The sequence below is a fragment of the Paenibacillus sp. NPDC056579 genome, from assembly GCF_042793215.1.
Classification (GTDB): Bacteria; Bacillota; Bacilli; order Paenibacillales; family NBRC-103111; genus Paenibacillus_S.
The window spans coordinates 1073216-1089778 of record NZ_JBHTVD010000002.1; the positions used below are offsets into that span (position 1 = coordinate 1073216).

The window sequence follows — 16563 nt, forward strand, 5'->3', positions numbered from 1 at the left end:
TCAGAGACTGACGCCAGTCTCGACAATTTTCAATTTCACTGTGACCTGCGTCTGCATTTGCGGGTAGCTGGCTTGAAACTCTTGTTCGTTCCATCGTATGGATCGGCTCCGAACGAAATCTCCTAGGCCGGCCGGATCCACGTTGTGTTTCTTGCACAAGGACAACAGCGCTTGAAGCACTTGCTCGAAATACGAGCCCAGCTCATTTTCCAGCATGGAACGGTGAGCGGAGGAGGTCGGATCGATCCAGTCCGGAACGTACTTGATCTGAGCATCCATATGTACGAGGACCGACAGGGAAGGCTGGGGGCGCAGCCTATTGAGGCTATATTTGACCTTGGAGCTGATGCTGTGCAATAAAACAGGACTGGCACTCTGCTGCTCCGTTGCACGGATGGAAGCCAGATAAGTGCCGTTATCGGAGTTCTCAATAAGCATTTTTAACAAAAAGGCTTCCTGCATATTGATTTTGGTTACATATTTGTCGTCTTTGAACAACGCCAGCCCATCTACAACGATCTTTCCTTCAGTCAGCTTCAAATACGGCAGAAATAGATCCCTGCCTTTCCCGTAATAGTTAAATAGTGCAATTTGCAGGTTATTATGGGGCAATGTTCCGTTTTTTATATGATGTTCAATCATGTCGGACAGGAAATAGGATTCCTCGGATTGTGCAACGGCAGCCAATATATCCGAAGCTTCCTTATCCGTAACACCAAGCTGCATCCGGGTGGATAGTTTGGAATCATGGCACAAATTTTGCATCATATCGGCTATTCCTTTCCGGGAGTACTCCTTTCCGTATAGAAGCATCCTCAGCTGGCCGTACTCAATAGGGTTTCTCGTTTGCGCATTGATCCTCGACATCATATCCAGATTGGTATCGGATTTCGTCCCGAGCAGTTGTACGCCTGACTCTCCTTTCTTCTTGTAATTGCCTGCCAGCATAGTGCTCTTCACGCTTTTTCCGGATAGATCGACCCCTATGGTTTGAATGAGCTCAATCTTGTTTACAATTTTCGTTTTGCTGCATGAAGCGATCAGCAGACAACAAGCGACTAGCAGAACGATCTTTGCCAAGCTTATACCCACGCTTTCTGTGCAATTACTGTTCTTCATGATCCTCATTGCGTCGAGCCGTCGGTTTTGGAATATACCGGAATAAAGCTTTCGGTCTCAAATAACGGGGGCGCATATTCGACGACTGATAGGAGGAGCGGATGAAGCTGTCTTTTAAATCCTTGAATCTCAACGGGTACACCGGGACAGTGTAAGGGCTGCCCAGCGATTCCAGACGGGTAATATGGACGATCAAGAAGCAAATCCCGATAAACATGCCCAAACCGCCCCATAGGGCTGACAGCACAATGAACGGAAACCGCAAAAAACGTATCGTATTGGACATTTTATAGATCGGCGTAGCGAACGAGGCAAGAGCGGACAACGAAACGATAATGATGAGAATGTTGCTGGTTAACGCCGCTTCGACGGCGGCTTGGCCGACGATAATGCCGCCGACAATGCCCAGTGTTTGGCCGATCTTGGTAGGCAGTCTTGCACCGGCTTCACGCAGAAATTCGATGGTTAGCTCGAGGAACAACACTTCGAGCACGGGCGGGAACGGAACGTTGAGCCTGGAAAAGATAAGGGGGCCAAGCAAGCCCTTTGGAATCACCTCATAATGATAAGTCATTATCGCAACATACATGGACGTGGCAAACAGCGAGAAAATGACGCCGAAAATACGGATCAAACGAAAAAAGGAGCCCAGGATCCAGGGCAAATAATAATCCTCCGGGGAAATGAAAAAATCGAACAAGGTTGAAGGACCGGTAATAAAATACGGCGATCCGTTGCTAATGACGGCAACCTGCCCGCTAATAAGCGCATACACGACCCGGTCTCTGCGTTCCGTGCTTACAAATAGAGGGAAGGGCGACAAGCTGTTGTCGGATATAATTTGGTCCAGCTGGGAAGAATCAAATACAACCTCGAAGTCGATATCGTCAAGTCTCTGTTCTATCGTCCGAACCGTTCTTTCATTCGTGATGCCGTGTATATAGACGATCGCTACTTTGGTCTGGGAAATGCTGCCGATTGTGATCTCCTTGACGATCAGGTTCGGGATATTGATTTGTGAGCGCAGCAAATGAATATTCGTATCCAGATCCTCGACAAACCCTACTTTGGGTCCGACAACGCTAAATTCATTTTCAGTATCGTTATTTTTCCGCAGTCCTTGCTTGCTTGCGAATGGAATTAACGCAACCCGGGATTCGTCTGCACCGAACCGGACCATAATGTGTCCTTGCATCAGCTTCGATTGGATGGCGGCCGGATCGTCCGTAATTTCCATATCCTCGATAGGGAGCCATTTCCGAATAGCCTCAAGATCGTCGAAGGCAGCATCAGCCGTTCTATGCTGCATGGTGTGCAGAAGCGTATCCTGGAGCAGCTTTTCATTAATTAACGATTTGTAATAGGAGACCGTCTGCTTCTGATTGGCTAGCGAAATCGAGACCGTCTTGAAATCGGCGGACAGCTCAGTCAATTCCTTCAGTTGATCCATGCTATCCACCGTGCTTTGCAATAAGGAGCCGGCCTGCACTTGCTTGGGCTGATGTTTGGGCTTCATGATTATGTCTCCGAAAACGTTTGGCTAATATTGGGCGGTTCTGTGGTATTTTTTGTAGAATGCCGTTTTTTTATGCACAAAAATACCCCCACAAAGTGGAGCTTAGGCTTCGAAGTCCATCAGATACTTTGCGGGGAGCACCGATTACAAATTCTATATATGCAAAAGGCTCCACGCTATGAAAGCGAAGAGCCCTTTACATTTTTTATGGCATGGTTTGAGCGGTGAAGCGCGGTCAGGTGAAGCTTTTGGCGAAATAGCTGCGTGTTTCCGTCCGGGATTGGTTCGGCAGCACGCGATCCAGCTCGTCGTTTAACCAGGACAAGGTTTTGCCGCGCAAATAGTCCCGCATGGTTTCTTCGGCTTGAAGCATGACTAAGTTAATGGTGCAGGATGACGAACGGGAAGAACAATCCGTCTCTTCTTTATCCCGGTAAAGCAGACTGTTGTCTTTAATATTTTTGCAATGAAAAATGGGCTGAGGGCCTTCGACAGCCTCTACGACATCCCAGAAGCTGATTTCATCCGGGGATTTGGCCAGCCGGTATCCGCCCTTTACTCCGGGAACGGATCGGACGATACCGGCTTTACTCAATTTTCCGAAAATTTTGGATAAATACGTTTCGGAAACACCCTGAAAGTAGGAAAGCTCTTTAATCCCAATCGTAGAATCCGGAGGAATATCTATTAAATAAACAAGGCAATGCAGTCCATATTCGACCCCGATACTATACTGCATAAGCGTACCTGCTCCTTTGCTACAAGCTATCGTCTATTAATCTTAGGAGGATTCGGGCTTCTTGTCAAACGGCGGATTGGTGTGAACGGCTGCCACGAATTAGGATTTGACAGGTGTCATGGTAACGGTTATATTGTAGATATAGTTAATCGTCGATTAATATTATCGACAATAAAAACAAAACAAGGAGAGACCCATAATGGACAAACTGCTTATTATCAACGCTCATCCGAAAGTGAAATCCTCAACCTCCTTCAGCTTGCAGGTGTTAACCCGTTTCAAAGAAGCTTATGCCTCGTCGAATCCGAATGGAGCGGTTGAACAAATCGATCTGTACGAGGATCATGTTCCGATGATTGATCGTACGGTGTTAAGCGCATGGGAGAAAGCGGCCAAGGGAGAGACGCTCTCGGAGGAGGAGCAGCTGGTTACGAATCGGATGACTGAAATACTCCGCCAGTTCAAGAGCGCCCATAAATATGTTATCGCCATGCCGCTGCACAACTTTAACATTCCGTCGAAGCTGAAGGATTATATGGACAATGTTCTCATCGCCCGGGAAACGTTTAAATATACGGAAAACGGATCCGTCGGATTGCTCAAGGACGGCAGGAGCCTCGTGGTCATCCAAGGCAGCGGCGGCGTATACACGAATAACGACTGGTATACCGAGGTAGAGTACTCGCACAAATACCTAAAGTCCATGTTCAATTTCTTGGGAGTGGAGGATTACCGGATTATTAGAGCCCAGGGGACGTCGATTATGAAGCCCGAAGAAGTGTTGGAGCAAGCTTATCAAGAAGCGGAGGAGGCAGCGCGGCACTTGTCGCTTGTTTCTGCGAATGGTTAATGACGATCCAGAGAACCGATGAATTCGGTTCTCTTTTTTTACATTTACTAACAGGGTACAAACACCTATAATTCGATCGGATTTGGGTACATGGTACGATGCTCGTTTGCAATGATTTCGTGAAGGATGCATATTTAGGCCTTGGCTATCTTGTAAACCATTCCACAATATGACAAAATCTGCTGTGAGCTTATTGTACAGTAAACTTCATAGACAGCACAGCATGGAAGGATGGTGGTGTATGGCACAAGGCTGAACGTTCGTATGAATTCTATAACTCATGAATATAATGCTTCTTTCTCCATCAGGAACGACTCAATGGAACCACAATTTTAATGAAAAATGGTGAGACGGACAATGAAAATGAAATGGGTTGGACTGCTGCTTCTGCTGACCGCGCTGCCGATTCAGGCTGCCGCGGCCGATGTTGCTCCCAGCAATCAAGCCGTGACAGCCGAATCCGCACAAGCGGCCCCTAACGCCAGCAAAGTATACCAGCTGGTGCCGAAGGATTGGGGCATCTATAACGATGGAACCCATCCGGTGGAAACGACCAAAGGATTCAACGACGCTCTGCAATGGGCGCATGCCAACGGCATGACGACGTTTAAAGTCCCGGCGGGCACGTACACGATCAAAAAGCAGGATCCGAAGCTGTGGCTGGATACTACGGCACGCATCAATATGGTTCCCAATATAACCTTCGAGCTGGACCCCAATGCGGTTATTCAAAAAGAGGCGAACGGATTTGCCGGGTATCAGACGCTGCACATCGGCTATGGTGCCAACAATGTCACGATCAAAGGCGGGACATACAAGGGTGACAAGGACTCGCACGATTTCTCCAGCAAGGGTACGCATGAAGGCGGCTACGGGATCATTACCGAAGGAGCCGTCAACGTTACGATTGATGGTATAAAGGCGATTAACTTTACAGGTGACGGTCTGGCTGTCGGCGGGAAAGGCACGATGGTAAAAGATTTGTACGCAGCGAGCTTCGTATCGGGCTCGATTGACGATAAAGGGAAGCTCATCCCCGATTCGAGCAAAATCCGGGTGAAAGAGCCGCTGAACTTCACGAGCCCGATCTTTAAGACGGAGCGGGAATTCGAATTTTCGAACGGCCAAAAGCTCCTGCCCCAATTTGACTTATTCTTTTACAAGCAGGACGGGACCTTCATCACAAGCATGAAAAACACAAAGCTGCGCCAAGTGACGCAAATTCCTGACGGCGCAAGCTATTTCTACGTTGTGTTCAATCAACCTATCAGCACCGGAGCGTACATTGAGTTTTGGCAAAGGGCCGTTTCCAAGAACGTAGTCGTTAAAAATTCGGAATTTGCGTTCAACCGCAGACAGGGCATTACGATCGGCGGAGGCGATAACATAACGGTTATCAACAACGTGATCCATGATATTAAAGGCACGGCCCCTCAGTCCGGCATCGACGTAGAAGGCGGATACGGCGAGAATGGGCAGATGAACAGCAACATCTTCATTAGAAACAACAAGTTTTATAATAATGCGGCATATGACGTTATTCTGTATGATGGCCACGATGCGACGGTGGAAGGCAACCATTTGGCATCCAAAGGCAAAATTGGTCTTGCCGTTTCTCCTCCGTTCACAGGTGCGCTAATAAAAAATAATCATTTTGACGGCACAAGCATTTATGCTTATCACGATGTGAAATTTGAGGGCAATCAAATGAACGACTCCTTTACCCATTTGGAAGGCCCTAATTTAAGCATCGACGGCATGACGTTTACCGATTCTAAATTTGTCATCAGCAGCAAGGATCCGTTCGGAATCACCGCCTCGAACATAACGATGAACAACCAGAAGGGAGGCTCCGAGTTCTCGCTGTGGGTGAATCCGATTCGCGTCACGAATTTGACCATGAACGGCGGCAGCATCTCCGGCGGCGTTCCGGAAGGCAGCATCATCGACAACTTGAAGGTTAGTGAGCCTGCCAATCTGAATATGCCTCCAGCTACGTATTCCAACTGTCAGATTAGCTCGACGACAAAGGGATTGACCTTGGACGATACGGGCAAATATGTGTTCAACCAGTGTACGCTGAACATGTTCGAGGGCGCCACAGTCACTAATCCCGGCGCTGACTTTACGATGACCAATTCCACTTTGAACATTTTGGACAAACGATTTGCTCTGAAAGCGGTCAAAGCCAAAAAAATCGTATTTGAAAAAAATATCATCACGGCGAACAAAATGGCGAACCCGACCGACTACTCGATCATGATTGGAGACTATTGGACCCGCAACAATCCGTACGCGGTTAATGAGGCTTCAATCAAAGGCAATACCATCACCTCCAATGTCGCAGCCGAAGGCATTTCCACGATTTATGCGGGTGTAGGGGCGCCTAAGTACACGATTCAGAACAATACGTTAATCAATGCGAAGCTGAAGCTGCGTCCCAGCGATGTCCAAAGCAACAATATCGAGAAGTAAGGCTAGCTGAATAAAAGCCCCTCCGGCAGGTACACACTAACAAAGTTGCAATAGCTTAACTTACCATACCTAACGGAGGGATCATCGGCATGGCTGGAACAGTAGGCACCGGGAGCAATTTTATGGCAGCGGTTCGCGAGCGGCGCACCATCTATGGAATCAGCAAGGAATCGTCCGTAGCGGACGAACGGATTGTGGAGCTCATTGAAGAGGCGGTGAAGCATACGCCGTCCGCATTCAACTCGCAAAGCGCACGGGTCGTCGTGTTATTCGGGGAGCACCATAACAAACTGTGGGATCTTACCAAGGAAGTATTGAAAGGCATGGTCTCCGCAGATCAATTCGCATCGACCGAGCAAAAGCTGAACGGCTTCCGTAATGGACACGGAACCGTGCTGTTTTTCGAAGACATGACGGTTATCGAAGGACTTCAGTCGAGCTTTCCGACGTACAAGGAGCATTTCCCGGATTGGTCGATGCAATCGAACGGCATGCTGCAGTTCGTTATCTGGACGGCGCTGGAAAGCGAGGGGCTGGGAGCGAACCTCCAGCATTATAATCCGTTGATCAATGATAAAGTGAAGGACGAGTGGAACATTCCGGGCTCGTGGAAGCTGCTGGCTCAGATGCCTTACGGCAACCCGACGGCTCAGGCCGGGGACAAGGAATTCAAGCCATTGTCCGAACGAATGAAAGTGTTCAAGTAATACATGCAAAAGCTCTCTGTCGACTGAAGGATCGTCGTTGACAGAGAGCTTTTTTCATTCAAAGAAAGGCTTCCTCGGATAAGTCCGTGTTGATTCCGATGGCGGCACGGCTGCCTTCGGCTGCGGCGATGATAAGCTGGGAAGGCGCGACGACCGACGTATCCCCGGCTGCATAAACGCCTCTCACATTGGTTCTTCCGAAGGAATCGGTGACGAAGCCGTTCAAGGAGTTGGTCAGACAGCCTAGCTGCGCACCGAAGGGAGCTGCCTGATACCATTGGGGAGAAACGAAGCCTCCCGATCTGGCGATACTGGAGCCGCCTTCGAACACAACGCGTTCCAGCAAGCCATTATTCCCTTCCAATCGGGCGATTCGTTGTTCCATAACACGGATTCCTTTACTGTTCAGCAGGTGGAGCTGCTGCGGATTCAACACCCGATTGCCGTTGCTGCAAAGAATAAGGTCGCGGCTCCAATTCCATATAATCCTCGCCGAATGAAACAGGTTCGGCCCTTCGGCTATGACGACCAGCGGCTTGTCTCTAAGCTCCCAGCCGTCGCAGTACGGGCAGCTGAACAGGCTCTTGCCGTAACAATCATGGATTCCCCTAACCTCGGGAAGCACTTCCCTCAGGCCGGCGGCGAGCAGAATCGTCCTGGCATCGAATCGTTCGCCCGTTCGGGTTGCGAGCCGGAAGGTATGTCCCATCCTTTCCACGGATACAACTTCCGTGTCATTGTGAATTTGAACGGAAGGGTACCGGCGGATATCCTGCTGAGCGTAGCTGCGAAACTCGCCCGGCTTTACCCCGTCCCGTGTTATAAACCCGTGAGAGTGCCGGGTTACTGCGTTCCGCGGTTGATTGCTATCGAATAATATCACTTGTCTTCGGGCTCTGCCCAGCACCAGTGCCGCGTTCAAGCCGGCGGGGCCGCCTCCGACAATAGCGCAATCCAGCAGCATCGGGAATCACTCCTTGAATGGCTCATAATCATTTTATAGATACTTATTGCCCGTAACCGTGGAATATGAACTGCTGAGCTTTTTACCCATAGGATTTTTCTGTTCAATGGTTATACAACGGGAGCAATGCCTATAGAAATAGAAGTGATTGTTCAAAAACTTGGGTTTTCCTTATGGGAATACCTAAAGAAGGAGTGTCATCGATGAAAAAAGGAATGACCGCATTGCTGGCGGCCGCTTGCCTAACCCTGGCGTCTATTCCTGTCGGGCTGACGGCGGGTCCCGAGAAGGCGTTTGCTTGCTCAAAGGGGGAGACTACGACCCCGGAATATGATTATTCCGTATCGAGCCACGTTCTGTACGGAATGGTTTCGAAGCTGGAGAACGTGTATTACAAGGGCCAATTGTACAAGATGGCTACGCTCATTAACGATAGCCAGCTGAAAGGAAGCTTCACCCGGACCGTGCTGACCGCTGCGGATAGCGATCAATGCGGGGCATCGCTGGAGGTTGGCCGTGACTACTTGCTCTATGCCAACAACCGGTTAGGGCGGCCTGCCGTATCGGTATTCGATGTATTCGAGGGAGAAGAGGCTGCAAGAAGGATAACCGCTCTGAAAAACATGGACATGGTACCGGAACCCGAGCCTGGTGTGCATACGGTTACTCTATATCCGGGATCGAATGTGAAGCTGACATTGGACGGCTCGATGGTTCCGGTAACGGCCACTCCCTTGTTCTTCAAAGATTCGCTTTATGTTCCGATGACGTTTTTCCGGGATATTCTCGGCTACGTAACCGTCTGGAACAGCGATCCGAACCGGTTCGAAATATTGCTCCGTTCGGAATGGGCCGGCATAGCCGCTCAGGGCAATCCGTCTCAATCGGAATTCAAGGACTCGGTGTCCGGCATACCGGTCGGCAGCGAGCCTTTCGAAGCGGCCGTTTCCTACTCCAATGTGCAGGTGAAAGTGGACGGCAAGCTCTATGCTCCCGAAGGGCAGCCCTTCTCGTATCGCGACGTCGTCTACGTGCCGCTGCGGGATACGTCGGAGAAGCTCGGGATTAAGGTGAATTGGGATCCCGCCACCTATACCGCACAGCTTAAAGACGGACGTCCAATCGACCCCTTGGAGCATCCGGCACTCATAATGAAGCTTTCTTCAGGCAGGGAAGGGGAGCGCGATATCATCATTGATCGCTTCGAGAACGACAAGGCCGTCTACCACTATGACGAGGAAGTTCCTTACGGGCAAACGGTGACGCAATGGACCGCTGAATTGTCGGATGTCCTCAAGCAGACGGGCGGAACCGAGGAACGCAGCATACGGCTGTTTTTGAGCAAGGGAGAGAGGGAATACGAGCTGATTATTACGGAGGGGCTTAGAAACGCTTTGCTTACAGACTCCGCCGTGCGCAAGTCCATAAGCTATACGTTAGGGAAGGATCTGTACAACTGGCCGGAAGACGGCGTTATCGGGATGCTGCATATCCGCTCCTAATGTCGGAAAAGAAAACAGGCCTGGTTTTATCAGGCCTGTTCTTTGTTACGCTCTTAGGACAAGGAGAGCTTCTCACCGGGCTTCAGCGCCTTCCCTTGGATGCCGCGGGTGCTCAGAAGATCGACGAAGGCAGGTCCGTCCTGCCGGATCAGCTCGAAGGTGTCGTAATGTACCGGAACGACCTGCTTGGCCTGCAGCCATTCCGCTGCGGTCGCTGCATCTTCCGGTCCCATTGTAAATAAATCGCCTATCGGCAGGAAAGCGACGTCAATGTCGTTTCTTTCACCGATCAGCTTCATATCGAGGAACAGATTCGTATCCCCTGCATGCAGAATCGTTTTGCCATTCCAGCGGATAATGAATCCGGCCGGCATTCCGGCATAGACGATTTGCTGTTTGTCGTGATCAATAATCCCTGAGCTGTGGAAAGCTTGTACCATCTGGAGCTCGGCAAATCCGAGAGAGAGGCGGCCGCCGATATTCATATCTTTGGTCTTGACGCCTTGCCAGCTCATATAGGTAGCCAGCTCGTGAATGGCAATAATGGTCGCATCGTTGGCGCGGGCGATCTGGGCTGCGTTGGCAATGTGGTCTGCGTGAGCATGCGTCAGCAGCACGTGTTGAACGCGAATGGATTCCGGATCTACGGAAGCCAGCGGATTGCCTGTCAGGAAAGGGTCAATAACAAGCGAGTGCTCCCCGTCCGACAGCTGAATGCAGGAATGTCCGTGATATTCGATCGTTAACATAGCAGTCACCTCTTATCCGAATAGGTAGTATTTTCCCATCCTTATTATACCGGAGCAGGGAGAGAGCATACAAATGCTGCCGCAGTTTTAGCCGGCTGACAATGAAGCCCTTCTCCCGAGCCACTCCCTAATCGTTACAGATAGAAGGGGATATGGTATAATGTTCCTGTTTTATCGCAATGGTAAGGGGATGATGGAATGCACACAGGCTTTGGACCGCCGCCCATATTCAGCTTCATGTTCGGACTGGTAAGCTTCTTAATCATTGGAACGATCGTCTTTGTCGTTGTCCGTGGACTAACTACTTGGACCCGCAACAACGCAGCGGATGTAGTAAGCGTACCGGCGCGCATTGTCTCCAAACGAACCAATGTATCCGGCGGATCCGGAGACACCAGCGCGACTACAACGTATTATATTACTTTTGAATTTGCCGACAAGGAACGTATCGAGCTTCAGGTACGAGGGAATATGTACGGTTTGCTGGTCGAAGGGGACGAGGGAACCCTTGTTTATCAAGGCACCCGGTTTCATGAGTTTCAAAGGCAATGATCGCATAATAAGCCAAAAGGAAAAGAGAGCCCCGGGGAGTTCCGGGGCTCTCTGAGCTTATTTTGAAGCCTGGTTCACTCAAACATGCTAATGTTGGTTAGGTGGTATGTCCAGGAGTATCTCCAGGAGAAGCGACAAGGTTCCGTTTGTTTTCTGGAAATTGACGTTGGAAAGCGATGAAAACAATGCTCTACGGAAGGAAGTAGCTCGTCGGGATACCGTTGTACCTTTATGTTCAGCTACTTAGGTCTTTCAATAAGCCAATTCGCGAGGTGCCTGTAACGCTGGAGAGCATAGTTGGGCCGGATCGGACCGTAGATCCGTTATTTCATCAAAAACGGACCTTTTTGCAGGGTGATCGGACAACAGATCCTTTATTTCGAGAAAATACACCGTTTTTTTCGGTAAAATCAGCAAATAACGGATTCTCTGTCCGATCACTCTCCAAAAGTAGTCTCATTTCAGAAAATAACGGATTTCCTGTCCGATTCTCATTAGCTTGGCTGGAGGGAGGTACACCACCAAAGACGTCTGGTGGTCATTTTCTTAAAAACAAAGGCGGTCGCTTAAGAGTTTTCCGTAGGACAACTGGCATCGTAAGTGGAGAGACCCACCCACCTTTAGCATTTTTGATGGAATCGGTGTTCTAAACAAGCTTAGAGCCCCGGGGAGATCCGGGGCTCTGCTCATGAATCCAAACGAATCTGGAATAGCGGCTCCTGGGAGCCGCTTCCCATGATCTGCAGCTCGTCTCCATTCAAGCGGACGGATGGGCACGACTTCAGCCAATGCTCCGCATCGGCCTGGCCGGGCTGCCCGTAAACGGCGGTTACAAGCCAGCTTACCCCCGGTTTCATGCTCATCCGAAGCGTCGGAATGACGGTGCGCGGATACATCACATTCGTATTCGCATTGGGATAGATCAGCTCCGCTTTCCCGGCTCCGTGCAGTAAAACAATACCGCTCGCACCGGCGGAATTGGCGGCACACGCTGTTACCTCCCCTTCATCGGTCCGCAGCGGACTTGTACCGCATCGGCCTTCGTCGATACCGAGAGCGAAGCCTCCATCCGCCAGATCAAGCGTTCGTTCCGAGGATATGCGGTGTACCCTTACATGCCACGGCGTCCCCGGAATGATCCACGTTTGGACCTCGACATCATTCCAAGGCTTCCACCGTGCATGGATTCTGCCGTTGTCGTCGATGGAGGTTTCCTCGCACTTGCGTTTGACCCGGTACAGATTGTCGCCTTCGCTGATCGCCAGCATCGAATCGAATGCTCCTTGACTCAATCCCCATTCGGCGCGCGGCACACTGAAGCCGAACCGGGTCGAATAAGCGAACTTCTCATATTTGGCTGACGTGTGAGTGTGCTCGTTCGTCGACAGATGACCCGCATTGAACGCAACGATATGTGAAGCTGCTGCGTCACGGCAAATGACGAGATGCGGCTTCTGCTGAACGCTTTGAGGCGCCAGCCTCGGCATAGGGAGCTCCTCTGCTGTCCAGAACGGATGATCCTCCGGAAGAGCCAGAGGCAAAAAGGATTTCAGCGCCCAGTACGGCGAACCCGGCGAATTGTAGTTTTCCGCCATAACCAGATTCGGGTAGGCGTAGCCGATCGACAAGGTACCGTCCGGATGAAATATCGGCTGGCGGAACCACCATCGCAAATGTCTCAGCATAATGCCCTTCATGACCCCCATCGGGAAAGGCTCCACGCCGGCATAGACCAGCGCGCCCCAAAAGGCGGCTTGTGAAAAACGGTACGTCAGACTCCGGCCATAAGGCAAAGCCGCGCCATCCTCATCGAACCAATGAATGAAGGAGTGAGCGAATTGCTCCGCTCTTTGTTTGTACAAACGGGATCGTTCCGGATCCTCCTCTTCCATCAGCTTGGCATAAAGCAGCCCGTAAAAGTGAATGGCAAAAGGCACATAATAGTCGCTGTGCCCGTTAACGCCGTCGGCATACCAGCCTTCTCCCAAATAAAAGCGCTCCATCGCGTCCAACGTTTGCTCCAGCAGCTCTTGACGGTAAGGAAGGCCGGCCTTTTTGAAGCCCATTTGGACCAGAACCAGAAAGAACAGCCAATTGCAATCCCACAGTTTACTATGACTAATGGGCTCCAGCCAGTCGTAGAGACGCTGAAGCTCCTGAGCGGTAAAGCTTGCTTTGATTTTATCCGGGATCAATGCAAGCGCGAAGCCGAAGGCGGCCATTTCCACTAGACGCTGGTCGTAATCGGTGACAGCACCCCAATATTCATCATGGGAAGGATCCGTGCCGTTTTTTATCCCCTGAACGTAGGTCTCCCACAGCTCGCTGTCGCTCCCGTCCGCCATGTACGGAACGAGTCCCCACAGTACTCTTGAGAAGCCCTCGATCCCAGCAATATGATCTGGATAGCTTGCTCCGGTGTTGCCGATATGAAGACGCGAGGAGCCTGTGCTGTAGTACGGCTTCAAAGGATCCGTAAGCTGCAAAAAGGCACGGCGAAGATCGTCTCGTGTTATTAGCGGATTAAGCGTGATCGGTAAATCCCAGGGTTTCATGAAAATGCCTCCGTGTCGTAGATGAAATGAAATTGCTTCGATTATACCGCGATTTTTAGTCCGGGGAGCGTTTTGCAGCCAACAAGTCAAGATTGTAGAGAAACAAATCAAAATACCGTTATGACCCATTGCCTTACCAATTAGTGGGTAGACCCTATCGAGGCCTTTCTATGGAGGATGAGAAAAGCATTCAGCATCAGCTTCCGATGAAACTATCGCGATAGGAAGCGGCAGTTGCGGCTAGTCAGAAGCAGGAACTAATACAAGGGAAATGGAATATATCAGGTGACTTTTATTGGCAGGTGATTAGCATGCGTGAACAAGTGATCTCGGAGCTTGAACGTACAGGAGTTCCATTTACCGTAAATGCGCCGATGCACACTTATACTACTTGGAAAATCGGTGGGCGATGCGACCTCATCGTCTTTCCGCGTACGATAGAGGAAATATCAGCAGCCGTTCGCATTCTTAATGCGGAGGCAGTACCCTGGATGGTCATTGGCAAAGGCTCCAATATGCTGGTTTCCGATGAGGGATTTCGTGGTGCGGTGTTACGTCTAGCAGGGGAATGGGACACGGCTTCGTTCAACGAGGACGGCGTTCTTGCCGGCGGCGGGTTTTCATTGATAACGCTATCGCTTCAAGCCGCTAAGCATGGTTTTGCGGGATTGGAATTTGCAGGCGGGATTCCAGGTACGGTAGGCGGAGCTGTCTGTATGAACGCCGGCGCCCATGGTTCGGACGTATCGCAGATTCTATCGAGAGCATTCGTTATGGATGAAAAAGGGGATGCTTTCTGGCTGAAAGCCCGAGATCTTGCTTTTAGTTATCGTGAATCCGTACTGCAACGCAAACCTTGGATTGTTTTGAAGGCGCTGTTTTCCCTTTCCCGGGGCGACCGCTTGACCATTGCGGAAAATACAAAACGATATAAAGAAAAACGGATGAGGACACAGCCTCTTAAGCAGCCCTCATGCGGAAGTGTATTTCGAAATCCGTTACCACTATTCGCAGCGGAGATACTAGAGTCCTGCGGTTTAAAAGGGTACTCCATTGGGGGAGCCCAAATTTCCGGCCTCCATGCCAATTTTATTGTCAATACAGGAGGAGCTACGGCTGATGACGTAAGAGCGCTAATCCGATTAGCTCAAGCTCGCGCGAAGCAAGAACGCGGCGTCGACCTCGTTACGGAGGTGAAATTCGTCGGTTTTTCTTCCGAATAAGCTCCTACCTATATCTGCGATCATAGCAATCAGAGTGTTGTCTAGTAAACTTATATCACCATAAAAGCTTGTTGTTGTTATTCATTTTCAGTATGCTAAGATTAGGAATACCGAGTGGAAATTGAGTCAGATGTGAGGTAACTTCATGCAGAAAAGAAACAGCCGTAAATATTTTCGCATTCGATTGGACGAGATGATTGTTACCTTGCGCGAGGAGATTGTTTCGGGCAAATATGCCGTCGGCGGCTTTTTGCCATCGGAGAGCGATCTGGAGGTCCGGTTCCAGCTCAGCAACAACTCGGTCCGCAAAGGATTGGATACGTTAGTTGCCGAAGGACTGATCGAGAAAATCGCCCGTGTCGGCAACCGGGTCAAAAGCCCACGTCCCGAGCACGGCACGATTCTGAAATTCGGCTACGTCCGTGCGACGGCCGAGCTGGCCGGAATGGACAAGCTGCTGAAGGCGTTTCACGAATTGTACCCGCACATCCAGGTGCAGCCCGTAGAGCTTCCCCAGTCCAGCTACAGCCGGGCCCTCAAGGAATATATGGAAGCGGACATGGTCGATGTGGCGATGCTCAACAACAATAATTTTCAAGACTTCGAGGAAGGGGAGCAGACCGTACTGCTCGAGCCGCTGGAGAAAAACGACGAGCTCTACCCTTTCGCCACCGCCCCATTCTTGCAAGGAGATAGTACGCTAGTACAGCCGTTCATTCTATCTCCGGTCGTGCTTTGCTATAACAAGGAGCATTTCCGGGAATCGGGAGTGCCGGAGCCGGACAGCAGCTGGACGTGGCGGGACCTGTTCCGGTACGGCAAGCAGCTTGCAGTCCTTGGCGAACGGTTCGGGTTCTACTTCTACCTGCCGTCCCGCAACCGTTGGCCGATCTTCATGCTGCAAAGCGGGGAAACGATCGAAGCGGACGATAAAGGGGAATACCATCTGGCTGCAAGCAAAGCGGTGGATGGTCTGGAGATTTGCCGGGAGCTGCTGGAGATGAAGGATGTGTTCCCGGTTCTGCTGTCGGAGAGCGATGCCGACGCGGAGGCGCTGTTCCTGGAAGGCAAGGTGTCGGTTATTATGACTACGTATTTTTTCCTGAATCAGTTGAAGGATGCGGGGATATCGTTCGATGTATCGCCGCTGCCCGGACTGAACAATAACCGGACGCTATTGATTGTCAACGGGCTTGCGGTCAACAGCCGTACCCGCCATAAGGAAGCGGCCAAGCTGCTCGTCCGCTTTCTGACCTCTTACGAGTCGCAGCTGCTCGTCCGCCAGCATACGCTGAACATTACGGCGCATCGCCGCGCCATGGAGTGGCAGGGCGAGGAGTTCGTCTACCGGCCGTTCCGGTTCTTCATGTACCGCGAGATCATACCGACGTTCCGGCTCATTAAGGAAATGGGGCTGAGTAACAACCAGCTCAAGGAAATGCAGAGGGACACGATGCTGTTTTTGTCCGGCTTGCAGGATCGTGAGACCTTGTGCAGGAAGCTGGAGCTGCTGCTGCCGGAAGCAAGCAAAGGGAAGCTGGTCGATTTGCTGTAATTGGACGGTTTGCAAGGCAGCTATCTGTATGACTTGGATTTCATATGACGAAGAGTA

The 16563-nt window shown here is 50.6% G+C and carries 13 protein-coding genes; 7 read left to right on the plus strand and 6 right to left on the minus strand.

Going from position 1 to position 16563, the window contains the following annotated elements:
* From ACFQ88_RS12165 to ACFQ88_RS12175, 3 genes are all read right to left on the minus strand, one after another.
* Positions 1–1080, minus strand: a complete 1080-nt coding sequence (locus tag ACFQ88_RS12165; RefSeq protein WP_379454312.1) for a Ger(x)C family spore germination protein — start codon at positions 1078–1080, stop codon at positions 1–3.
* A 25-nt stretch (positions 1081–1105) separates the two neighbouring features.
* Positions 1106–2569, minus strand: a complete 1464-nt coding sequence (locus tag ACFQ88_RS12170) for a spore germination protein (protein WP_379454374.1) — start codon at positions 2567–2569, stop codon at positions 1106–1108.
* 301 nt (positions 2570–2870) lie between these two features.
* The gene (locus ACFQ88_RS12175) at positions 2871–3374 is read right to left on the minus strand and encodes an Rrf2 family transcriptional regulator (protein WP_239633807.1); all 504 of its coding nucleotides are present in this window, start codon (positions 3372–3374) and stop codon (positions 2871–2873) included.
* Positions 3375–3573: 199 nt separating this feature from the next.
* On the opposite strand from ACFQ88_RS12175, the gene ACFQ88_RS12180 reads away from it, so the two are divergent.
* The 3 genes from ACFQ88_RS12180 to ACFQ88_RS12190 all read left to right on the plus strand — a co-directional run bounded on the left by ACFQ88_RS12180 (position 3574) and on the right by ACFQ88_RS12190 (position 7406).
* Positions 3574–4224: an FMN-dependent NADH-azoreductase gene (locus ACFQ88_RS12180; protein WP_239633808.1), complete on the plus strand. Its 651-nt coding sequence runs from the start codon at positions 3574–3576 to the stop codon at positions 4222–4224.
* A 357-nt stretch (positions 4225–4581) separates the two neighbouring features.
* On the plus strand, positions 4582–6699 hold the full coding sequence (locus ACFQ88_RS12185; protein WP_379454313.1) for a right-handed parallel beta-helix repeat-containing protein: 2118 nt from the start codon (positions 4582–4584) through the stop codon (positions 6697–6699).
* An 89-nt stretch (positions 6700–6788) separates the two neighbouring features.
* Positions 6789–7406, plus strand: coding sequence for a nitroreductase family protein (locus ACFQ88_RS12190; RefSeq protein ID WP_379454314.1), 618 nt, complete (start codon positions 6789–6791; stop codon positions 7404–7406).
* A gap of 58 nt (positions 7407–7464) precedes the next feature.
* Here the strand turns inward: ACFQ88_RS12190 and ACFQ88_RS12195 are convergent, their stop codons facing one another.
* A complete protein-coding gene (locus ACFQ88_RS12195; protein WP_379454315.1) occupies positions 7465–8370 on the minus strand; it encodes an NAD(P)/FAD-dependent oxidoreductase in 906 nt (301 codons plus the stop codon).
* 203 nt (positions 8371–8573) lie between these two features.
* Between ACFQ88_RS12195 and ACFQ88_RS12200 the strand changes: the two genes are divergently transcribed.
* A complete protein-coding gene (locus ACFQ88_RS12200) occupies positions 8574–9872 on the plus strand; it encodes a stalk domain-containing protein (protein WP_379454316.1) in 1299 nt (432 codons plus the stop codon).
* A gap of 53 nt (positions 9873–9925) precedes the next feature.
* On the opposite strand, the gene ACFQ88_RS12205 is transcribed toward ACFQ88_RS12200, so the two are convergent.
* Positions 9926–10621, minus strand: a complete 696-nt coding sequence (locus ACFQ88_RS12205; protein WP_239633813.1) for a metal-dependent hydrolase — start codon at positions 10619–10621, stop codon at positions 9926–9928.
* A gap of 198 nt (positions 10622–10819) precedes the next feature.
* Between ACFQ88_RS12205 and ACFQ88_RS12210 the strand changes: the two genes are divergently transcribed.
* On the plus strand, positions 10820–11173 hold the full coding sequence (locus tag ACFQ88_RS12210; RefSeq protein WP_379454317.1) for a DUF2500 domain-containing protein: 354 nt from the start codon (positions 10820–10822) through the stop codon (positions 11171–11173).
* A gap of 686 nt (positions 11174–11859) precedes the next feature.
* Here the strand turns inward: ACFQ88_RS12210 and ACFQ88_RS12215 are convergent.
* Positions 11860–13728 (minus strand): DUF2264 domain-containing protein, encoded by a 1869-nt coding sequence (locus ACFQ88_RS12215; RefSeq protein ID WP_379454318.1) that lies wholly within the window; start codon positions 13726–13728, stop codon positions 11860–11862.
* A 311-nt stretch (positions 13729–14039) separates the two neighbouring features.
* Here ACFQ88_RS12215 and murB point away from each other — a divergent pair, with 311 nt between their 5' ends.
* On the plus strand, positions 14040–14951 hold the full coding sequence (gene murB / locus ACFQ88_RS12220; protein WP_379454319.1) for a UDP-N-acetylmuramate dehydrogenase: 912 nt from the start codon (positions 14040–14042) through the stop codon (positions 14949–14951).
* Between the two features lie 145 nt (positions 14952–15096).
* A complete protein-coding gene (locus tag ACFQ88_RS12225; protein ID WP_379454320.1) occupies positions 15097–16506 on the plus strand; it encodes an extracellular solute-binding protein in 1410 nt (469 codons plus the stop codon).
* The last annotated feature ends 57 nt before the right edge of the window (positions 16507–16563 follow it).